The 20,425-nt window shown below is 58.8% G+C and carries 16 protein-coding genes and 2 tRNA genes; 3 read left to right on the top strand and 15 right to left on the bottom strand.

Features of this window, described 5'->3' with window-relative positions; genetic code table 11:
* Positions 1 to 179: 179 nt before the first annotated feature.
* The 6 genes from tsaA to rimO form a co-directional block, all read right to left on the bottom strand.
* Complete coding sequence (gene tsaA, locus GBC55_RS20430; protein WP_162439094.1) at positions 180 to 878, bottom strand: tRNA (N6-threonylcarbamoyladenosine(37)-N6)-methyltransferase TrmO; 699 nt, start codon at positions 876 to 878, stop codon at positions 180 to 182.
* Between the two features lie 87 nt (positions 879 to 965).
* Positions 966 to 1,736 carry an SDR family oxidoreductase gene (locus GBC55_RS20425; RefSeq protein WP_162439093.1) on the bottom strand — a complete coding sequence of 257 codons (771 nt, stop codon included), beginning with the start codon at positions 1,734 to 1,736 and terminating at the stop codon, positions 966 to 968.
* A gap of 156 nt (positions 1,737 to 1,892) precedes the next feature.
* Positions 1,893 to 2,363: a DUF1456 family protein gene (locus tag GBC55_RS20420; RefSeq protein ID WP_162439092.1), complete on the bottom strand. Its 471-nt coding sequence runs from the start codon at positions 2,361 to 2,363 to the stop codon at positions 1,893 to 1,895.
* A 76-nt stretch (positions 2,364 to 2,439) separates the two neighbouring features.
* Positions 2,440 to 3,150: an rRNA pseudouridine synthase gene (locus tag GBC55_RS20415; RefSeq protein WP_162439091.1), complete on the bottom strand. Its 711-nt coding sequence runs from the start codon at positions 3,148 to 3,150 to the stop codon at positions 2,440 to 2,442.
* Positions 3,151 to 3,335: 185 nt separating this feature from the next.
* Positions 3,336 to 3,809 (bottom strand): acetyltransferase, encoded by a 474-nt coding sequence (locus tag GBC55_RS20410; RefSeq protein ID WP_162439090.1) that lies wholly within the window; start codon positions 3,807 to 3,809, stop codon positions 3,336 to 3,338.
* A gap of 112 nt (positions 3,810 to 3,921) precedes the next feature.
* Complete coding sequence (rimO, locus tag GBC55_RS20405) at positions 3,922 to 5,259, bottom strand: 30S ribosomal protein S12 methylthiotransferase RimO (protein WP_162439089.1); 1,338 nt, start codon at positions 5,257 to 5,259, stop codon at positions 3,922 to 3,924.
* A 289-nt stretch (positions 5,260 to 5,548) separates the two neighbouring features.
* Here rimO and GBC55_RS20400 point away from each other — a divergent pair, with 289 nt between their 5' ends.
* Positions 5,549 to 7,450: a potassium transporter Kup gene (locus tag GBC55_RS20400; RefSeq protein WP_162439088.1), complete on the top strand. Its 1,902-nt coding sequence runs from the start codon at positions 5,549 to 5,551 to the stop codon at positions 7,448 to 7,450.
* 554 nt (positions 7,451 to 8,004) lie between these two features.
* Here the strand turns inward: GBC55_RS20400 and GBC55_RS20395 are convergent.
* From GBC55_RS20395 to GBC55_RS20380, 4 genes are all read right to left on the bottom strand, one after another.
* Positions 8,005 to 9,300, bottom strand: coding sequence for a virulence factor family protein (locus GBC55_RS20395; protein WP_162439087.1), 1,296 nt, complete (start codon positions 9,298 to 9,300; stop codon positions 8,005 to 8,007).
* Positions 9,300 to 11,942, bottom strand: a complete 2,643-nt coding sequence (mprF, locus tag GBC55_RS20390; protein ID WP_162439086.1) for a bifunctional lysylphosphatidylglycerol flippase/synthetase MprF — start codon at positions 11,940 to 11,942, stop codon at positions 9,300 to 9,302. Before mprF ends, GBC55_RS20395 begins: the two co-directional genes overlap by 1 nt.
* A gap of 278 nt (positions 11,943 to 12,220) precedes the next feature.
* A tRNA-Met gene (locus GBC55_RS20385) sits at positions 12,221 to 12,297 on the bottom strand.
* A gap of 233 nt (positions 12,298 to 12,530) precedes the next feature.
* Positions 12,531 to 12,607, bottom strand: a tRNA-Met gene (locus GBC55_RS20380).
* Positions 12,608 to 12,889: 282 nt separating this feature from the next.
* Here GBC55_RS20380 and dinB point away from each other — a divergent pair.
* Positions 12,890 to 13,951: a DNA polymerase IV gene (gene dinB, locus GBC55_RS20375; protein ID WP_162439085.1), complete on the top strand. Its 1,062-nt coding sequence runs from the start codon at positions 12,890 to 12,892 to the stop codon at positions 13,949 to 13,951.
* Positions 13,952 to 14,073: 122 nt separating this feature from the next.
* Here the strand turns inward: dinB and GBC55_RS20370 are convergent, their stop codons facing one another.
* The 4 genes from GBC55_RS20370 to GBC55_RS20355 form a co-directional block, all read right to left on the bottom strand.
* Positions 14,074 to 15,027 (bottom strand): hypothetical protein, encoded by a 954-nt coding sequence (locus GBC55_RS20370; protein ID WP_162439084.1) that lies wholly within the window; start codon positions 15,025 to 15,027, stop codon positions 14,074 to 14,076.
* 17 nt (positions 15,028 to 15,044) lie between these two features.
* Positions 15,045 to 16,760: a proline--tRNA ligase gene (locus GBC55_RS20365; protein ID WP_162439083.1), complete on the bottom strand. Its 1,716-nt coding sequence runs from the start codon at positions 16,758 to 16,760 to the stop codon at positions 15,045 to 15,047.
* 141 nt (positions 16,761 to 16,901) lie between these two features.
* The gene (locus GBC55_RS20360; RefSeq protein WP_162439082.1) at positions 16,902 to 18,461 is read right to left on the bottom strand and encodes an AmpG family muropeptide MFS transporter; all 1,560 of its coding nucleotides are present in this window, start codon (positions 18,459 to 18,461) and stop codon (positions 16,902 to 16,904) included.
* 43 nt (positions 18,462 to 18,504) lie between these two features.
* Positions 18,505 to 18,858 carry an MGMT family protein gene (locus GBC55_RS20355; RefSeq protein ID WP_162439081.1) on the bottom strand — a complete coding sequence of 118 codons (354 nt, stop codon included), beginning with the start codon at positions 18,856 to 18,858 and terminating at the stop codon, positions 18,505 to 18,507.
* A 164-nt stretch (positions 18,859 to 19,022) separates the two neighbouring features.
* Between GBC55_RS20355 and GBC55_RS20350 the strand changes: the two genes are divergently transcribed.
* On the top strand, positions 19,023 to 20,030 hold the full coding sequence (locus GBC55_RS20350; RefSeq protein WP_162439080.1) for a DUF481 domain-containing protein: 1,008 nt from the start codon (positions 19,023 to 19,025) through the stop codon (positions 20,028 to 20,030).
* Positions 20,031 to 20,197: 167 nt separating this feature from the next.
* Here GBC55_RS20350 and GBC55_RS20345 read toward each other — a convergent pair whose 3' ends face one another.
* Entirely contained in the window at positions 20,198 to 20,407 is a 210-nt protein-coding gene (locus GBC55_RS20345) for a cold-shock protein (RefSeq protein WP_002554837.1), read from the bottom strand.
* Positions 20,408 to 20,425: the final 18 nt, after the last annotated feature.

The raw sequence follows: 20,425 nt of genomic DNA, 5'->3' as shown, positions 1-20,425 counted from the left end.
TAGGTCACCTGTAGGAGCGAGCTTGCTCGCGATGGTCGTGAACGATGACGCGTGAAGCCAGAATGAATGCGTTGACTTGGTGTTTTTCGCGAGCAAGCTCGCTCCTACAATAGATGTGTAGCGCAAAGAAAAGCCCGCATGGCCTGAGATGGTCATGCGGGCTTTTTCGTTTCTGGCGATCAGGCTTTGGCGGAAATGACCTCCAGGACGCGAATAACCCCCGCCTCGGGGTAATGCCACCGCACATCCACATCCCAGAACTGCGCGCCATACTCCCGCTCAGGAACAGGCGTCTGATACGCCGGCCGTGGATCCTGCGCCAAACATTGCTCAACCAGCTGGACCAATGGCTCTTCCAGCCGCTGAGCATGCCCGTGAGCCTGTTTCAGTGCCGAGTCCGTCCACTGCACGGGAATCAATTGGGGGGCGGCACTGGCAATGCTGTTGGAGGCTGTGTCGATGATGTCGGCATAGGGGACGTACGGTTTGATATCGAGAATCGGTGTGCCGTCCAGCAGGTCGATGCCGGAGATGAACAGTCGATTGGCTTCGACCTTGTCGAGTTTCACCACGGATTGACCGATGCCATTGGGCCGATGCGTCGCGCGGGTGGCGAACACGCCCATGGACTTGTTGCCGCCAAGACGGGGCGGGCGGACTTTCAGCCTGGGTTTTTCTTCCAGCGCCTGATGGAACAGGAACAGCAGCCAGACGTGGCTGACCTGCTCCAGTCCCTGCACGGCGTCCCCCTGATCGAACGGTGCCACCAGTTCCAGCACGCCGCGAGCGGCCGGGGCCAGTTGTGGCTGGCGCGGGATGGCGAACTTTTCCTTGAAGCAGGAGCGCACGAAGCCGATGGGGGAAACGCTGTAGGTCATGATGAGGGTCGAAGCGGGATCAGGGGGGGCATGATAACCCGATCGACCTCAGGATCGGTGCTGACTGTCAGCCCGCCATCGCTTATCTCAGAGACTGAACCCACCATCCAACGGAATAATATTCCCGGTCATGTACGCCCCAGCTGTACTCGCCAGGCTGATGGCCAGCGCCGCCATCTCTTCCTCGCGTCCCCAGCGCTTCATCGGAATCAACGCCGTGTCTTGCGCCAGAGCCTGCTCGTCATCGCCAATGTGCTGCGTCATCTTGCTCGGAAAGCGTCCCGGTGCGATGACGTTGACGTTGATGTGCTGACTCACCAGTTCCCGCGCCAGAATTCGCGACAGTTGATGCAAAGCCGCTTTACTGGGGCCGTAGGCATAGGCCTGCTCGCCAAAGGATGAGATCCCCGCGACTGAACCGATATTGATGATTCGCGCCGGGTTCGCGGCTGAGCCGGCCTTTTTCAAGAGCGGCAGGAACTGCTGAATGCAATTGAACACGGAGGTCACGTTGAGCTGCATGACCTTTTCCCAGCCCTTCACGGGGTAACTCTCAAGCGGTGCGCCCCAAGTAGTGCCTGCGTTGTTCACCAGAATATCGAGGTGAGTGATGTGCTCACCCAGGCGCGTCGCCAGCTGCAGAACACCTTCTTCGGTGGCGAGATTGGCTGCCATCCCGTGGCATTGGCCGAAGGCACTTAATTCCTCGGCGGTCTGCAGGCACGCCTCGGCATCCCGTGCGCAGACGTACACCGTCGCACCCGCTTCGACATAAGCCTTGGCGATCATTTTGCCGATACCGCGGGTGCCACCGGTCACCAGAGCGGTGCGGCCTTGCAGGGAAAAGTAGGGATGCATGGCGAGTCCTGAGAGCTGAGGGTCAATACACCCTAGTCGTCAGCCGCTGAAAGCGGAGCCACTATTTTTGCGAGGAATGGGGAAGCATTTCGGTTAAGCCCTGAAACGCCACCGCCTCTGTAGGAGCCGGCGTGCGCTCCTACAGTTGGCAGACTATTACTGCGGGCGAACGCGCAGGGTCAGGCCCTTGAGGAAATTGCGCAGCAACTGGTCACCGCAGGTACGGTAGTTGGTGTGGCCGAACTTGCGGAACAGCGCGCTCAACTCAGGCTTGGACACCGGGAACTCGGCGGCCTTGAGGATGGCGTGCATGTCGTCTTCCTTCAGTTCGAAGGCTACGCGCAGTTTCTTCAGGATGACGTTGTTGGTGACCGGCACTTCGATAGGCTGCGGTGGACGGCTGTCGTCCTTGCCGCGCTTGAAGATCACCAGGCCGTCGAGGAAGTGCGCCATGACTTCGTCCGGGCAGCGTACAAAGCCTTCTTCGTCTTCCTCTTTCTTATCGAGATAGGTCAACAGGTCTTCCAGGGACACGTCCATGCCGCCGAGCTTGATGATCTCGATGACTTTCTTGTCGCTGATGTCGAGCATGTAGCGCACGCTGCGCAGTACGTCGTTGTGAATCATGGTGTGCAATCCTGATATTCAGCAGTGGGCGCCGCATAAGCAGCGGCGCCGAAAATGTGTGGCGGCGAGAAAAGTCTTAGAACTTCTCTTTGCCGGACAGGTAGCGCCATTGCCCCACGGGCACTTTGCCGATGGACACGCCGCCAATACGGATTCGACGAATGGCGACGACCTTCAGGCCGACGGCCTGGCAGAACAGGGCGATCACGCCCGGTTGTGGATTCTTCATGGCGAAACGCAGGCGGTTCTCGTTCTGCCAGCTGGCTTTCACCGCCGGCAGCTCCTTGCCCTTGTAGGTCAGGCCGTGGTTCAGGCGGTTGAGGCCGTGAGCGACCATCTCGCCTTCCACCTCGACCACATACTCCTGCTCGATCTTGGCGGCGTCCGCTGTGAGCTTGCGCAGGATCTTCCAGTCCTGGGTGAACACCAGAAGACCGCTGGCATTGGCCTGCAGATCGGTACTGGCGGTCAGGCGCAGGAAGTGACCCTTGAGCGGCCGCTTGCTGAAGCGGTGTTCTTCGCTCAGGGTTTCAGCGCTGATGGTCGCCATGGCCGTTTCCGCATCCATGCCTGCCGCAACGTTGAACAAGATCGTCACCGGCTCTGGCGCGGTGGCCTTGGCTTCTGGATCGAGTTCGACTTTCTGGGTGTCGACCTTGAACTGCGGCTCGTCAATGACCTCGCCATCCACGGTGACCCAGCCGCCCTCGATGAACAGCTCAGCCTCCCGACGGGAACAGCCGACGAGTTCGATGAGGCGTTTGGAGAGACGAATCGGGTCAGTCATGACAGGGCCGTAACAAAAAAGGGGTGGGCATTGTACCTGCTGGGCGCCGGTTAATCCCGGCTCCATTTGCTGTAGGTGCTTTTAATGTGGGAGCTGGCTTGCCGGCGATGCAAGCGACACGGTTGTCTGTTGGACCGAGTTGATGCTATCGCCGGCGAGCCAGCTCCCACAGTGTTCACGGTTAATTAGCCATTTCGCGTTATTTGTTGCGTCTGGCGCAGCCGCATGTGCAACAACGGATAAGGCTGGCCCATACCGTCATGCTCTGAGCGACCAATCACCTCAAAGCCCTGTTTGAAGTAGAACCCCAATGCCTGCGGGTTCTGTTCGTTGACGTCCAGTTCATCGGCATTCAGATGTTCCATGGCATAGCGCAGCAGCTGTTTCCCCAGACCCTGGCCACGATGCGCCGGGTCGATGAAGAGCATCTCGATCTTGCCCGCCGCAACCCCCGCGAACCCGGTGATGCGTTGGCGTGAGTCTGTGGTGCAAATCAGCATGACCGCATCCAGATAGCGGGTCAGCACCAGGTTCTTCAGCAGTTCGATGTAGCTGTCCGGGAGAAAGTCATGCGTCGCTCGCACCGAGGCTTCCCAGACTTGCACGAGTTCATCGTAATCACTGTGTTTCGGTGTGTGGATAACCGAATGGTGGCGCATGGCCCAATGCCCCTTGCGAAGTGAATGAAAAGAATCCTTTCGTTACAAAACGATAGACGTAAAAAAGCCCCGCATCTCGTCAAGAAAGCAGGGCTTTTTATATTTTTTGCGTTTAGATCTGTTCAGCCCACAAGTCGTACTCGTCGGCGTCGGTCACTTTGCACCAGACCTTGTCGCCCGGCTTGAGGTTACTGCCGTTGTCGATGAACACGTTACCGTCAATTTCCGGGGCGTCGAAGAAGCAGCGACCCACGGCGCCTTGCTCATCGACTTCATCGACCAGCACTTCGATTTCACGGCCAACGCGCATTTGCAGGCGAGCCGAGCTGATGGCCTGCTGGTGGGCCATGAAGCGGTCCCAACGGTCTTGCTTGACGTCGTCCGGCACGATCGCCGCGTCCAGCAAGTTGGCCGGTGCACCTTCGACCGGCGAGTACTGGAAGCAGCCAACGCGATCGAGCTGGGCTTCGGTCAGCCAGTTCAGCAGGTATTGGAAGTCTTCCTCGGTTTCGCCCGGGAAGCCGACGATGAAGGTCGAACGGATGATCAGGTCCGGGCAGATCTCGCGCCAGTTCTTGATACGCGCCAGGGTCTTGTCTTCAAACGCCGGGCGTTTCATGGCTTTCAGGACTTTCGGGCTGGCGTGCTGGAACGGGATGTCCAGGTACGGCAGGATTTTGCCGGCGGCCATCAACGGGATCAGCTCGTCCACGTGCGGGTACGGATAAACGTAGTGCAGACGCACCCAGACACCGAGGGTGCTGAGGGCCTCGCACAGTTCGGTCATGCGGGTCTTGACCGGCGCGCCGTTCCAGAAACCGGTTCGGTACTTCACGTCGACGCCGTAGGCACTGGTGTCTTGGGAGATCACCAGCAGCTCTTTGACGCCGGCCTTGACCAGACGCTGGGCCTCGTCGAGCACATCACCCACCGGACGGCTGACCAGTTTGCCGCGCATCGACGGGATGATGCAGAAGCTGCAGCTGTGGTTGCAGCCTTCGGAAATCTTCAGGTAGGCGTAGTGACGCGGGGTCAGCTTGATGCCCTGCGGTGGCACCAGGTCGATCAGCGGGTTGTGATCCTGGCGCGGTGGCACGGCGTCGTGCACGGCATTGACCACCTGCTCGTACTGCTGCGGACCGGTAACGGCCAGCACGCTTGGGTGCACGTTGCGGATGGCGCCTTCTTCGACACCCATGCAGCCGGTCACGATGACCTTGCCGTTTTCCTTGATCGCTTCACCGATCACTTCCAGGGATTCAGCCTTGGCCGAGTCGATGAAACCGCAGGTGTTGACCACCACGACGTCGGCGTCCTGATAAGTGGACACAACGTCATAACCTTCCATGCGCAGCTGGGTAAGGATGCGCTCGGAATCGACCAGTGCTTTGGGGCAACCCAGGGATACGAAGCCAACCTTTGGATTGGCCGGCGCAGGAGTGGTGGACATGTCTAACCTCGGTATTTGTGACGCCTCCAGCCGGGAACGGCAAGGCGACTGACGGGCGCTTTATCGCGCCTCTGATCAAAAAGTGCGCAATTCTAGCGATGGCAAGCTCACTTGACCAGCTTTATGGAGGGAAATACGACGAGTGCTGCGCTATGCTTCGCGCCGTTACGCTTTACCGAATTTTTATAGTCAATAAAACGTCTGTAACCGTAAGTAAAACAGCGCATGCTGCGTGGCAAAGCATAGTGCTTCTTCCAAAGAAGCCCGGTCTGGGTAGTAGGAGTGGTAGATGGGGCAGGCAAGTAGTCAGGCGGCAGGTGCCGAGCATTCGGTAGCAAAGCCGATAGGCATGCTGGTCGCGGCAGTCGGGGTGGTTTATGGCGATATCGGTACGAGCCCGCTGTATACCCTCAAGGAAGTGTTTTCCGGTGGCTATGGCGTACCGGTCAACCATGACGGTGTGTTGGGCATCCTGGCGTTGATCTTCTGGTCCCTGATCTGGGTCGTCTCGATCAAGTACATGATGTTTGTCTTGCGTGCCGACAACCAGGGCGAAGGCGGGATCATGGCCTTGACGGCGCTGGCCCGGCGGGCAGCGGCGGGGCACCCGAAGTTGCGCAGCTTGCTGGTGGTGTGCGGGCTGATCGGTGCAGCGCTGTTCTACGGTGACAGCATGATCACACCGGCCATTTCGGTCCTTTCGGCGATTGAAGGCCTGGGGTTGGCATTCGATGGCATCGACCATTGGGTGGTGCCACTGTCGCTGGTCGTGCTGGTGGCACTGTTCCTGATTCAGAGTCATGGCACTGCGCGGATCGGCATTCTTTTCGGGCCGATCATGGTGACCTGGTTTGTGGTGCTCGGGGCGCTCGGCGTCTACGGCATCATGCAACACCCGGAAGTCTTGAAGGCGATGAACCCTGTATGGGGCGTGCGCTTCTTCATCGTTCACCCGGGCATGGGTGTGGCGATCCTCGGTGCGGTGGTGCTGGCGTTGACCGGTGCTGAAGCGCTGTACGCCGACATGGGCCACTTTGGTCGCAAGCCGATTGCCCGTGCCTGGTTCATCCTGGTGCTGCCGGCGCTGGTGCTGAACTACTTCGGCCAGGGTGCGTTGCTGCTCGGTGATCCAGAAGCTGCACGCAACCCGTTCTACCTGTTGGCTCCGAGCTGGGCGTTGATTCCGTTGGTGGGGTTGTCGACCATGGCCACGGTAATCGCCTCTCAGGCGGTGATTTCCGGTGCGTTCTCCTTGACTCGTCAGGCGATCCAGCTCGGCTACATTCCGCGCATGCACATCCGCCACACGTCCAGCGCCGAACAAGGCCAGATCTACATCGGCGCGGTTAACTGGGCGCTGATGGTCGGCGTGATTCTGTTGGTGCTCGGTTTCGAATCCTCCGGAGCCCTGGCCTCGGCCTATGGCGTGGCGGTGACGGGCACAATGCTGATGACCACCATTCTGGTATCGGCCGTGATGCTGCTGCTGTGGAAATGGCCACCGATCCTCGCCGTGCCGGTGTTGCTCGGTTTCCTCTTGGTGGACGGTCTGTACTTCGCTGCCAACGTGCCGAAAATCGTTCAGGGCGGTGCATTCCCGGTCATCGCCGGTATCGCGTTGTTTGTGCTGATGACCACCTGGAAGCGCGGCAAGCAACTGCTGGTCGAGCGGCTGGATGAAGGCGGATTGCCGCTGCCGATCTTCATCAGCAGTATTCGCGTCCAACCGCCGCATCGCGTGCAGGGCACCGCCGTGTTCCTGACCGCACGGCCGGACGCCGTGCCACACGCACTGTTGCATAACCTGTTGCATAACCAGGTGCTGCACGAGCAAGTGGTGTTGCTGACCGTGGTGTACGAAGACATCCCGCGGGTGCCGCCGACCCGGCGCTTCGAGGTCGATTCCTACGGCGAAGGGTTCTTCCGGGTGATCCTGCATTTTGGCTTCGTCGACGAGCCGGACGTGCCGCAAGCGCTGAAGTTGTGTCACCTCGATGATCTGGACTTCAGCCCGATGCGCACCACCTATTTCCTCAGCCGCGAGACGGTCATCGCCTCCAAGCTTGAAGGCATGGCGCGCTGGCGTGAGGCGCTGTTCGCCTTCATGTTGCAGAACGCCAACGGCAACTTGCGCTTCTTCAATCTGCCGCTGAACCGGGTGATTGAATTGGGGACGCAGGTCGAGATGTAGGTCCGCCACATCAAAAAGCCCCCGTTGCCATGAAGGTAGCGGGGGCTTTTTTGTGCCTGGGCGTCTAGCCTGGACCCAGCAAAGGACCCTGTGGGAGCGGGCTTGCCCGCGATGATGGCAGCAGCTCCAAGGCATTCACACTGCAAGTCGCTGATGTTGGTTCCCGCTGACGAATGAAACCGGAGTGAACATTATCTATTTGGAAAATCGGCAGACAAAAGTCCTGCCTCCAAGAGAAGTCTGACAAATCTTGAAAATCCTTGACGGCTCGTTATTTCCAACGGCGCAAGTGTCCATGTTTTATGGAATGTGGACACTTGGTGTGTCTAGCTATGCGGCAAGCCCCAAAGGGCCAGTTTTGCAGGCTGTAAGCGGTTCCGAACAGGCGACACGCGCATTGTTTACCGAGTAGATGGCAAGGCGATTCAGGTATTGATCGTTGCCGTTGGTGCTCGACGTGACGAAGAAGTTTACGCAGCAGCAGAGCGTTGTATCTAACCCAAAAGCCCCCGCAACCATAGGCTGCGAGGGCTTTTTTGTCGGCGAGTTTCAGATCACTCCTGAGCCGTCTGATCCTTGGCTTGTCGCTTCTCGATCACGTCCACCAACCGCTGCGCCAGTTTCGGGTAGTTCTCGTCGAAGTGGTGGCCGCCGGGCAGTTTCATCGCTTCGCCCACTGCGGTTTTGTCGGTGCAGCCGCTTTCGTCGGCTTCCTCTTCACCGTAGATGCACACCACTTTTTCCGGTGGCAACTTGGCCATTTCCGGGCCGGTGGCGGCTTCTTTGCCGGCGTTGCCCAGCCAGCCTTCGACTTCGATTTCGAAGCTGCCGGTGCGGGCGAACGCCAGCAGAATGATTGCGTCGACGCGCTGTTGTTCTGATGGCTCCAGGCGATTGTAGATCGCCGGCAGTACGTCGGCGCCGAAGGAGTAACCGGTCAGGATGAAGCGCTTGGTGCCCCATTTCTGCCGGTAGTGTTGCATCAGCTCGGCCAGATCCAGCGCACTTTGCTCAGGGCTCTTGTGCTGCCAGTAATAGCGCAGGGTATCGATGCCGACGACCGGATAGCCGATCTTTGCCATCTCGCCTGCTACATCGCGGTCGAGGTCGCGCCAGCCGCCATCGCCGGAAAGGAACAGGGTGACGGTGTCCTTGGCTTGCCCCGCCGGTACTTCCACCACCGGGATCTGCAAGCCACCGGCGGCCTTGTCGCCACCGACCAGGATTTTGCGAAGTTCGTTGTTCAGCACTTGCGGCAGGTTGATGTCGTAGTCGCTGATGCTGGTTTCGGCGTTGGGTTGATCGCGCACGAAGCCTGCGCTGGCGTCGTCCGGGTTATCGTTCCAGGCCACCAGCCAGTGGCCGTGGGCGGCGCTTTTCGGCAGCAGGTGGGTGCAGCCGGGCTTTTCCAGCGCCAGGTCGACTGACACTGCCTGGGCTTTGTCATCCTTCTGCTCGGACAACCAGCGCCACGCCAGTACGGCGCCGGGGCCAATGCCGCTGACCAGGGTCGCCGGGCCTTTCAATTCCCGCAGGCCCGTTTGGAGTGCGCGACTTTGCAGCAGACACTCCTTGGGCAGAATCACCTGAACAATCTGCGCCGAGCCAGAACGGCTCAGGGTCATCAGTTGTTGGTCGCTGAGTTTCTGATCGTCGTTCACCGCCACCAGCACCTGAGCCGTCGGCGTGGTGCCCGGGATGACACGGGTCATGACGGTGCCATCGGCCGGTGTCAGCCGTTCGAGGGTCGGTGCCGGTGCCGGGCGTTTGAGGTACCAGTAACCGCCACCGAGAATCAGGGCCAGCACTACCAGTGTGGCCAGTACATACCGCAGGGAGCGTTGAATCATCAGCGTTTCACCAATCCAGTCAAGCCGCCCGCAATCAGGGCAGCAGTGTCGGCCAGGGCTACCAGCGGATCGAGTCCGGCGGGCACGGCCATATAGCGGGGTTCCCAGTCAGGCTGGAATTTGTCTTTGAAGCGGCGCAAACCTTGGAAGTTGTAAAGCTGCTCACCACGGCGGAAAACCATCGAGCCCAGACGCTGAGTCAGTGGTGCGCCACGACGGGGTTGCAACCCCGACAACGGCACCATGCCCAGGCTGAAGCGCGCGTATCCATGATTTTTATAATGTTGAATCAGACCGACCATCATGAATTCCATGGTCAGCTTCGGGGCGTCCGGGTGCGCCCGCATCAGGTCGAGGCTCGCCAGGTCGTGGCCGAAAGTCTCGAGCAAGTTGGCAAACGCCACCGGGCGTCCTTCGAAACGAATGACGGCTACGCGGAAATGTTTGAGGTAGTCATCGCTGAAACGGCCAAGGGAGAAGCCTTTCTCGCGCACGTTCTTGCCGGTCAGCCAGGCATCGGAAATCACCTTGAGCTCGTCCATAGGCGCCTGTCCCGGCTCGAAGATCTCCAGCGACAGGCCGTCGCGCGTGCCGCGGTTCCAGGTGTAGCGCAGGTCCTTCATCTCTTTGCCCTTGGCTTCAAGGTCAAAGCGATGCAGATCGACCCGGGCTTCTTCGCCCAGTTTGATCGCGGTCAGCCCGATGTCCATGTAGTACGGCAGATTCTCGGCGCGCACTTGATAGAAGACGGGCCGGGCGTGATGGATGTCGCACAGGTCACGGAACTGCCAGATCATCTCGGCCCGTTGCTGGGTCGGTCCGATCGGGTCGTACAACGCCACCAGGCTGCGTCCACGACGGGCGTACATCAAAAAGGCCTGGTCGTCGGGATGGAACAGCAGCGCTTTGTCACCGGTCAGCGCGAGACCACCATCCGGCTGGGAGGAGGCCATGAGGATCTTTATGGCCCTGTCCAGTTCGTCCTGTGTTGGCAGGTGGATCACGGGGCGCGCGGTGCGCAGCAGCCAGGTCAGGGAGACCACCACCAGCAACACAGCGGCGCCGAGCAGCGAGCGCAGGCCCCTAGGTGCGTCGGCGTCGAGGGTGAACTGCCACCACAGTTGATGGCTGTAGGGAACATCCTGATAGGCAAACAGCAGCAGCCAGATCGACGCTGCGAGCACGCAAACGCTGGCGACCAGGTACAGCGGCGAGAACGGTAATTCCGTCAGTCGACTCGCGCGATAGAACGAGCGACGGAAAACCCCCAGCAGGCTGGCGGTCAGCGTCAGCAGGCAGGCTTCTTCCCAGTCGAACCCTTTGAGCAGGGAGAGCAGGGCGCCCACCAGCAACAAGATGGTCGTGAGCATCCACGCCGCAGAGAGACGGCGGCGCAAGCCTTGGGCCAGCAACAGGCAGAGCACGCCAATCAGGCTGGCGCCGAAGTGCGAGGCGTCGACCAGGCGATGAGGAATCAGAAAACCGATGTGCTCCAGGCGGGTGTCGATCTCAGGCGTCACGCCGGAAAACAACAGCACCACGCCCGACAGGAACACCAGTACCGCCAGAATCGGGGCGGCCAAACCGGACGCGACGCGCAGGGATTGACGGGATTGGAACAGGCGCTGTCCTTCATTGATCAACAGGAATAGGCAGGCCACCAGCAAGGGAAGGATGACGTAAATCAACCGATAGAGCAGAAGTGCGGCCGCCAGCGGCGCGGCTCCGAGCTTATCGGCGAAGGCTGCCAGCAGGATCGCTTCGAATACGCCGACGCCGCCGGGTACATGGCTGAGCACACCGGCCGCCAGCGCCAACAAGTAGACCAGCAGGAACGCCCCGAAAGGTGGAGCTTCGGGCAGTAGCAAATAGAGAACGGTTGCGGCAGCTGCGACGTCCAGGGCCGTGATGATCAGTTGCAGGAAGGTCAGGCGACGGCCTGGCAGGCGCAAGGTGCGGCGTCCAACCCTGACCAGCAAGTTGTCCTTGTAAGGTTGATCCGGAAGGCGGCGGCGGTAGATGCCTATGGCCAATACGCTGAAGAGCAACAGCACAGCGGCTGCCACCGCTCCGAGTAACATTTCGGACAGCCCAAGGGCCGCAGAGGCTGCTGGTAGGTCGCTGAGCGTCGCCAGCGCTGCCAGTGGCGGCAGCGCGCAACCTAGCGAGAGGCTGGCGAACAGCGTCATATGCGCGACTTCGGAGGCCCCCAGGCCATGCCGTGCATATAGACGGTAACGAACCGAGCCTCCCGATAGCATCGACAAGCCGATCGCATTGCCGATCGCGAACGCAGTGAATCCGCCCAGTGCCAGGATTCGAGGCGCCAGTGTCACACCGGCATAGCGACTGGCCGACCACTCATAACCCAGCAATATGATGAAGCCGACCACGGTGGCTGCGAGTGCACCGAGTAGCGCGGGCTTCGGAACTTCGAGAATCGAGTCATGCAGGGCGTAGAGGTCGAGTTCGCTCAACAGATGGCGACAGGCAATCAGCGCGATAGCAAACAGCAGCACCGTCACCGCCAGGCCGATAGGCTGGCGATATTTGCTGACCAGATCCAGCAGGCGCAGACGCTCTGCTTTGATCGGTTGTGTGGCTGTAACGGTGTCTTGTGGATCAGACGAGTTGGCGCGCATCAATCACCTCTTGGATTGTGCGCGACAGGATGGGGGTATCCAGCCAAGTTACCAATCCCTGTAGAAAAAAATAATTACAAATATTAACGCCTCTCACCGTCATCGGGTGAAGGCGCATCATCAGGCGAAGAGGGGGGCTGCCTGGGATGAGCATAGTCTGAACTCGGCACGGAGTGACCACTAACGGCTCACCTTCACGATGACAGATCATTGTTGCGAAAGGACTTTTTCAACAGACACAAAAAAGGCCACTCTTTCGAGTAGCCTTTTTTGATGTTTGGTTGCGGGAGCCGGATTTGAACCGACGACCTTCGGGTTATGAGCCCGACGAGCTACCAGACTGCTCCATCCCGCGTCTGTGTGGCGGCATTCTATAGAGATACGCCGGGGTGTCAACCGTTAATCCAGAAAGAAGCCAAATAAGCGTAAATGAGCGGCGGAGTGGTTGTCTTGGAGACATAAGTTTCGGAATCGGAACGATTTCTCTTCAGTGCCTGTTATTTGCCTAGCTGCTTAATGTCGCGCTTAGGCGTACAAAACAAGCGCCCACAAAAAAGGCCACTCTTTCGAGTAGCCTTTTTTGATGTTTGGTTGCGGGAGCCGGATTTGAACCGACGACCTTCGGGTTATGAGCCCGACGAGCTACCAGACTGCTCCATCCCGCGTCTGTGTGTCGGCATTCTACAGAGGATCGCAGGTGTGTCAACCATGAAATCCGAGAAAACCTGTGGTGGTTCAATCGCTTAGCTCAAAAAGAGTGCTGTAAAAAGGCCTGCAGGTCAGGCGCTACAAGGCTTTCAGCTCTATTGACGGATGGTTTTCGATTGAAAAAACAAATTCATCTTTTTTCCTACGCGTAAAAAAGAAGATTCTGACCACTGGTGCTATATACAGGTGTGAGTGAGATACTGCCGATCCGACTCGCCGATACTCCTCACCACCTTTATATGAACCAGCGAAAAATCATCCACGTCGATTGTGATTGCTTCTATGCCGCCATCGAGATGCGTGACGAACCGAAGCTGGCCGGAAAACCCTTGGCCGTGGGTGGTTCGGCGGATCGGCGCGGGGTGATCGCCACCTGCAACTACGAAGCGCGGGCGTATGGCGTGCGTTCGGCCATGTCTTCCGGACACGCGATGAAACTGTGCCCAGACCTGACGATCGTCAAGCCGCGTATGGACGCCTATAGAGAAGCGTCCAAGGAAATCCATACGATCTTTCGCGATTACACGGACCTGATCGAGCCGCTGTCCCTTGATGAGGCTTACCTTGATGTGTCGGACAGTGCGCATTTCGGCGGCAGTGCGACGCGTATCGCCCAGGAAATCCGTCGGCGTGTCTCCAATCAGCTGCACATCACGGTCTCGGCTGGCGTGGCGCCGAACAAGTTCCTGGCCAAGATCGCCAGCGACTGGAAGAAACCCAACGGTTTGTTCGTCATCACGCCGGATCAGGTGGAGGACTTCGTCAGTGGTTTGCCGGTCAGCAAGCTGCACGGGGTCGGCAAGGTGACCGCGGACAAGCTGGGCAGGCTGGGCATCGTCGACTGCTCGCATTTGCGCGACTGGGACAAGTTGGCGCTGGTGCGCGAGTTCGGCAGCTTCGGGGAACGACTGTGGAGTCTGGCGCGTGGGATTGATGATCGACTGGTGCACAACGACAGTCGTCGCCAGTCAATCAGTGTCGAGAACACCTATGACGTGGATCTGCCGGATCTGGTGAGTTGCCTGGACAAGTTGCCCGAGTTGCTCGAAACGTTGAGTAACCGCATGTCACGGATCGACAGCAGTTACCGGCCGGGCAAGCCTTTCGTCAAAGTGAAGTTTCATGATTTCACCCAGACCACGCTGGAGCAGGCCGGGGCAGGGCGGGATCTTGGGAGTTATCAGTTGTTGCTGACCCAGGCATTCAACCGCGGCGCGAAGCCGGTGCGATTGCTGGGGATAGGGGTCAGGCTGGAGGATTTGCGAGGCGGGTTCGAGCAGATGGAGTTGTTTGAGCGTTGAGGTCTTAAGATCAAAAGATCGTCCGAACGCGGCCCGAGCCTGCGGCAGCTCCTACGCGAGAATGCGTTCTTCTGTAGGAGCTGCCGCAGGCTCGGGCCGCGTTCGGACGATCTTTAAGCGGTTTAATTCGGTCCCGGATCCGCCACCAGGCGCCCGGCATCCTTGGTCAGTGACTTGAGGAATTCGGTCTGCAGTTCAGGGTCGTTGCGCGTCAATTCGATCAGGCTCTGTTCCAGTTCACTGGCTTCCTCTTCCAGGCCCAGCTCCGACAGGCGCTTGACCCGGTGGACCCACTGGCTCACTTCGTCGTCTTCGAGATCGTCGTAAATCAGCCCGTGAGCTTCCAGCAACTTTCCACGCAAAGAGCTGCTGACCATGAGGGGCAGATCAGTGTGCACATCGCCCTGGCCATCTTCGACGCTGATCAGAAGCCGACTCAGATGATTGATGTCATGTTCAGCGAACGGGCTGTCCAGCAGGTTCAGGCGTAAAACACCGTTCTTGTCGGTGGTCAGCTCAAACGTTTCCTTGCCAGCCTTGACCTGCACCGGACGCTCGCTCCAAGGCAGGCTTGAGTACTCGGTACGCTTGTCCTGCTGGACTTCGTCGATGCCCGCCAGGTTTTGCTGCGCACGACCATGGGATTGCACGTTCATGAACGGATTAAGCCCGGCGAAACCGTAACTCAGCCAATCTTTGGTCACGCTGTCCGGCAGGTTGCCAAGAGCAAACACATTGACGACATTCGCACCCACGCCTGCCACGACCGCAACCGCACCCAGCGGAATTTCGTAAGCCTCCCGCCAGGGTTGGTATGGGGTGTAGCGATCGTAGTGACGCGTCACTTCAAATTCGGTGACTTCGAACGTTTTCTGCTCGTGGATCTTCACCCGACGTTGTGGCAGCTCAAGCACCTTGGGCTCGCCGACATCGATCTGCAGGCTGTGATCGAGTAATTTGCGCTCGACACGTTCCTCGTGCTCGCTGCGTTGCGACATGTGATTGGCACAGCCGCTGACCAGCAGGGTGCCGCACAGGGCAGCACCACCGAGGCCTAAGGTGTTTCGCTTGAACATGACTTCTCTATCTGGTGTCAGCGGCGGATACGGGCCTGGAGGAAGGACAGCACGTCAGCAACCGGCAGCGCTTGCGCTTCAGGCTCGGTACGGCTCTTGTATTCCAGGTTGCCTTCGGCGAGGCCGCGGTCACTGACCACGATCCGGTGAGGAATACCGATCAGTTCCATGTCCGCGAACTTGATGCCCGGGCTGGTTTTCTTGTCACGGTCGTCCAACAGCACTTCGAAGCCGGCAGCCGTCAGTTCTGCGTACAGCTTGTCAGTGGCTTCGCGAACCTGTTCGGTTTCGTAGCGCAGAGGGACCAGTGCAACCTGGAACGGCGCCAGCGTGTCGCTCCAGATGATCCCGTTGGCGTCATTGTTCTGCTCGATGGCGGCAGCCACCACGCGGGAAACGCCGATGCCATAGCAGCCCATTTCCAGGGTGACCGGCTTGCCGTTGTCGCCCAGCACTTCGCATTTCATCGCTTTGCTGTACTTGTTGCCCAGCTGGAAGATGTGCCCGACTTCGATGCCGCGCTTGATTTCCAGTGTGCCTTTACCGTCCGGGCTAGGGTCACCCGCTACGACGTTGCGCAGGTCGGCAACGGTTGGAACTGGGAGATCGCGCTCCCAGTTCACGCCGAAGTAATGCTTGTCGTCGATGTTGGCACCGATACCGAAGTCGCTCATCAGCTCGACGGAGCGGTCGATGATGATTGGCAGCGGCAGGTTCAATGGGCCGAGCGAGCCGGCGCCGGCGCCAATGGCGTCGCGCAGTTCGGATTCGGATGCCATGACCAGCGGGCTGGCAACGCCTGGCTGGTTCGCTGCCTTGATTTCATTCAGCTCGTGGTCGCCGCGGATGATCAAGGCAATCAGCTTGCCTTCTTCTTCAGCGTGAACCACCAGGGTCTTGATGGTTTTTTCGATCGGCAGGTTGAAGCCTTCGACCAGTTGCGCGATGGTCTTGGCGTTCGGCGTGTCGACCAGGCGCAGCTCTTCGGCCGGTGCTGCGCGGGATGTTTCGCGGGGCACTGCTTCGGCTTTCTCGATGTTCGCGGCGTAGTCGGACCCGTTGCTGAAGACGATGTCGTCTTCGCCGGATTCGGCCAGTACGTGGAATTCGTGGGAGCCGGCGCCACCGATGGAACCGTTGTCAGCTTCAACCGGGCGGAATTTCAAGCCCAGGCGAGTGAACACGTTGCAGTAAGCCTGGTGCATGCGATCGTAGGTGACCTGCAGCGAAGGCTGGTCAGCGTGGAACGAATAGGCGTCCTTCATGATGAACTCGCGGCCGCGCATCAAACCGAAGCGTGGGCGGATTTCATCACGGAATTTGGTCTGGATCTGATACAGGTTGATTGGCAGCTGTTTGTAGCTGCTCAACTCGTTGCGCATCAGGTCGGTGATCACTTCTTCGTGAGTCGGGCCGGCGCAAAAATCGCGACCGTGACGATCCTTGAAGCGCAGCAGCTCGGGGCCGTACTCTTCCCAGCGACCGGATTCCTGCCACAGCTCAGCCGGTTGGGTGCTCGGCATCAACACTTCGAGAGAACCCGCGGCGTTCATTTCTTCACGAACGACGGCTTCAACCTTGCGCATCACTCGCAGGCCCATGGGCAGCCAGGTGTACAGGCCCGAAGCGAGTTTGCGGATCATGCCGGCGCGCAGCATCAGCTGGTGGCTGATGACGACCGCGTCGGAAGGCGTTTCTTTCTGTGTGGCGAGCAAAAATTGACTGGTGCGCATGGTTGGCCGTTGTCGGTTGCTGATGACGAGAAATGACGGAGCATTGTACGGGCGAGATCCGCTGGCGTACAGGCGTGCGGTCGGTGGTGTCGCAGGGTCGAGCGAATCACCGCGCCCCTGCGAGACTTTGCGGGTAGCGTCCTAGGACTCTTCCGCTACCTGCGTGGGAATCGGATCCGGCGTCGGCGTCGGACCCGCACGACGGCTTTCCTGGTACCAGTGCAAGATGATCAGCAGAAGCGTGGGAACGCCTAGCAGGGCGGTGATCAGGAAGAAATTGTGATAACCGAACTTTTCCACCATGACCCCTGAGTAGCCACCAATCAGGCGCGGTAACAACAGCATGATCGAGCTCAACAAGGCGTACTGGGTGGCCGAGAACTTGAGGTTGGTGAGGCTCGACAGGTAGGCGACAAACGCTGAAGTCGCCAGCCCCGAGCTGAAGTTGTCCAGGGAGATGGTGGCGATCAGCATGTTCAGGTTGGCGCCCATGTCGGCGAGCATCAGGAACAACAAGTTCGTGCCGGCCGACGCAATGCCGCCGATGAGCAGTATCGGCAAAATACCGAAACGAACGATCAGCAGGCCACCCATGCCGGCGCCGACGAGGGTCATGATCAGGCCGAAAATCTTGCTGACGCTGGCGATCTGATCCTTGGTGAAGCCCTGGTCGATGTAGAACACGTTGGCCATGACGCCCATTACCGTATCGGACATTCGATAGGTGGCGATCAGACCAAGCAGCAGGAACGCCTGCCAGCGGTAACGCAGAATGAAGTCGTTCACCGGCGTGAGTACCGGCGCGAGGCCGCGACGGCCTACGGCGGACAAGCACATCAAGGTAAGTGTGGTGTAAAGGATCGCACGCAAGAAGGCGCGGTCCTGTAGCAGCAGGTCCAGCAGGCTCACGCCCTCGAACAGTACGCTGGCGAAGTCGGTGTTATAGAGCTGCGTGAACATGGCCGGTACGGAGACCAGCAGCACGATCAGCACAAACACGGACATCAATTGATGCGCAAAGCTGTAACGCCCGGCCTGAAGTTGAGTGCGCAGGGGCACCGGAGGCTCGCGCATGAACAGGGTGGTCAACAGCGCTGGAATCATCAGGGCGCCGAACAACACATACGTGCCCGCCCAGGCCGAATGTTGATAATTGAAGCCGGTGGAGCCGAAGCCTTCTGCAAAGAACAGCGCGCCAGCGGTGGCCAGCAGTGCGGCGATTCGATAGCCGGACATATAGGCAGCGGCCAGTGCTGCCTGGCGACTGTCCTCGGCGATTTCCAGCCGATAGGCATCGACCGCGATGTCTTGCGTGGCCGAGGCGAAGGCTACGATGACCGCGATTGCGATCAACCAGGACAAGTGTTTTTGCGGGTCGCAGAAACCCATCCCGACCAAACCGAGGATCACCAGGGCTTGTGAAAGCACCAGCCAGGAGCGTCGACGACCGAGTTTGCCGAGAAATGGCAGGCGCCATTGATCCAGCAACGGTGACCAGACCCATTTAAAGGCGTAGGCCAGACCGATCAGGCTTGCATAGCCGATGGTTTCGCGAGCCACACCGGCTTCACGCAACCAGACGGAAAGTGTTGAAAACACCAGCATGTACGGCAGGCCGGCGGCGAAACCCAGCAGCAACAGCACGAGTGTTGAAGGGCTGGCATAGGCGGCGAGCGCGGCGCGCCAGGTTTTACGGGGCATGGGCTGGAGTCTGCCTCAAGATTACGGAAACAAAGCGCGCACTCTAACCGCTGTGCTCTACCGGACGCCAGCCATGGCGCTGAATATCAACACGATTATTCAGGATACTGATGCCTTCCTCGCGCAATCGAGCACGTTGTTCATCCCCGGAAGCGCTGCCCACAGGCAGGCTGATCCGCCCACCAGAACCGAGGACCCGGTGCCATGGCAGTTTGGTGTCACCGGGCAGTTGGCTCAGTGTGCGTCCGACATAGCGGGCAGCACGACCGAGTCCAGCCAGTTCCGCGAGTTGACCATAGCTGACGACTTTGCCTTCGGGCACTTGAGCCAACGTCAGGTAGAGGGCCGTACGTCTGATTTGTGCGGCGCTTTCAATTTCAGTGGTCGGGTCTGTCACGTGCGCAGTTCCTGAAGAAGGGTCGCATTCCTGCCTTTAGAGTAAGTCCTGAATTGCCAGTTGAGAAATGAACTCAATAGAAATAGTCGGGTCAGTCCTTGCTAGGGTCTTATTCGTAAGGATAATGCCGACTTTTTTTCGCAAACTTGAGCCTGTATTTGCTTATGGTGTCCAGAACCCTGCTGTGCCTCGCTGTCTTCAGTGCATCCACACCCTTGCTCGCCGACACCGTATGGTTAAAGAACGGTGACAAGCTGAGCGGCAAAATCACTCTGTTCGATGGCGGCAAGCTGTTGATTCAGACGGAGTACGCTGGTGCTATTCCGATTGACTGGAAACAGGTCAAAACGTTGGAAAGCGACCAGGAGTTGCTGGTCAAACAGGACGCTTACACCGGCGAAAGGGCCAAGTCCCTGCACGCGGCGGACGAAGGCAAGGTGATACTGGCCAATGGCGAGGCTCCCAAAACCGTCGAGCTGGCCAGCATCCAGCAGATCCTCAAGCCCAAACCAGTGGTCGAAGATCTGGTGTGGAAGGGGAATGTCGATCTGGCGCTGGATTATCAGCGGGCAGAGAAAGACACCGATGACTACGACGTAGACTTCAAGACCACTGCTCGCCATGGTCGGTGGCGTCACACGGCAGAAGGCGAGTACAACCGGGAATTTCAGGATGATGTCGTCACGACTGACAACTGGCGTGGTGAGTACTCCCTCGACCGCTTCCTGACCGAAAAATGGTTCTGGCAGGGTCGCCTGGTCTACAAGCGTGACAAGGTTGAAGACCTTGCCCGCCAGCGTACCGTCGGTACGGGCCCTGGTTACCAGTTCTGGGATGACGAGTTGGGCGCATTCTCCCTGGGGTCGCTGGTCAACCGCACGGATTATGAATACTCGGACGGTGGCAAAGAGAACTTCTATTCCCTGGCGATGAAGTGGGACTACAACCGTTACCTGATCGGCAAGAAGGTGGAGTTCTTCACCAACGGCGAGGTGGGCAAGCCGCTGAGCGGCGTAGCGGATTACGCGCTGGATGCCGAAGTCGGGTTGCGCTACAAAGTGACCGACTGGGCATCGCTTAACCTGAAGGCTGAGCGAGACATTATTTCCGGTAGCGATGAGGCTGACCTGAGCAAGACCCGTTACACCGCAGGGTTTGGCGTCGCCTGGTAAATCGCTAAAAGGTCAAAAGATCGCAGTCTGGGGCAGCTCCCACAGGGAATCGAATTCCATTTGTTGGGGCTGTAGCAGGCTGCGATCTTTTTGTACCCGGCAAAAACACACAGGCACAAAAAAGCCCCGCTTTTGAGGGCGGGGCCTTTTACTAAAGCAAGTACAAGTTAGATAACTTGAACTTCTTCAGCTTGCATGCCTTTCTGACCGCGGGTAGCGATGAAAGAAACCTGTTGGCCTTCTTTCAGGCTTTTGAAGCCGTCGGATTGGATAGCTTTGAAGTGAACGAACAGGTCGTCACCGGATTGTGGAGTGATGAAGCCGAAGCCTTTTTCATCGTTGAACCACTTAACGGTACCGGTTTGGCGATTAGACATGGTGTAACTCCTTGAACA

Source organism: Pseudomonas sp. TNT3, assembly GCF_010095445.2.
Lineage (GTDB): Bacteria > Pseudomonadota > Gammaproteobacteria > Pseudomonadales > Pseudomonadaceae > Aquipseudomonas.
Note: the sequence above shows the minus strand (reverse complement) of the source record. Positions and strands in the feature narration are given on the sequence as shown.

Excerpts from the sequence above, each read along its gene's own strand:
- mprF (WP_162439086.1), bottom strand. The coding sequence starts at position 11,942 with ATGCGCGCCAACTCGTCTGATCCACAAGACACCGTTACAGCCACACAA.
- dinB (WP_162439085.1), top strand. The coding sequence starts at position 12,890 with ATGAACCAGCGAAAAATCATCCACGTCGATTGTGATTGCTTCTATGCC.
- GBC55_RS20410 (WP_162439090.1), bottom strand. The coding sequence starts at position 3,809 with ATGCGCCACCATTCGGTTATCCACACACCGAAACACAGTGATTACGAT.
- GBC55_RS20395 (WP_162439087.1), bottom strand. The coding sequence starts at position 9,300 with ATGATTCAACGCTCCCTGCGGTATGTACTGGCCACACTGGTAGTGCTG.
- rimO (WP_162439089.1), bottom strand. The coding sequence starts at position 5,259 with ATGTCCACCACTCCTGCGCCGGCCAATCCAAAGGTTGGCTTCGTATCC.
- GBC55_RS20400 (WP_162439088.1), top strand. The coding sequence starts at position 5,549 with ATGGGGCAGGCAAGTAGTCAGGCGGCAGGTGCCGAGCATTCGGTAGCA.
- GBC55_RS20350 (WP_162439080.1), top strand. The coding sequence starts at position 19,023 with ATGGTGTCCAGAACCCTGCTGTGCCTCGCTGTCTTCAGTGCATCCACA.
- GBC55_RS20425 (WP_162439093.1), bottom strand. The coding sequence starts at position 1,736 with ATGCATCCCTACTTTTCCCTGCAAGGCCGCACCGCTCTGGTGACCGGT.
- GBC55_RS20360 (WP_162439082.1), bottom strand. The coding sequence starts at position 18,461 with ATGCCCCGTAAAACCTGGCGCGCCGCGCTCGCCGCCTATGCCAGCCCT.
- GBC55_RS20415 (WP_162439091.1), bottom strand. The coding sequence starts at position 3,150 with ATGACTGACCCGATTCGTCTCTCCAAACGCCTCATCGAACTCGTCGGC.
- GBC55_RS20365 (WP_162439083.1), bottom strand. The coding sequence starts at position 16,760 with ATGCGCACCAGTCAATTTTTGCTCGCCACACAGAAAGAAACGCCTTCC.
- GBC55_RS20345 (WP_002554837.1), bottom strand. The coding sequence starts at position 20,407 with ATGTCTAATCGCCAAACCGGTACCGTTAAGTGGTTCAACGATGAAAAA.
- GBC55_RS20370 (WP_162439084.1), bottom strand. The coding sequence starts at position 15,027 with ATGTTCAAGCGAAACACCTTAGGCCTCGGTGGTGCTGCCCTGTGCGGC.
- GBC55_RS20420 (WP_162439092.1), bottom strand. The coding sequence starts at position 2,363 with ATGATTCACAACGACGTACTGCGCAGCGTGCGCTACATGCTCGACATC.
- tsaA (WP_162439094.1), bottom strand. The coding sequence starts at position 878 with ATGACCTACAGCGTTTCCCCCATCGGCTTCGTGCGCTCCTGCTTCAAG.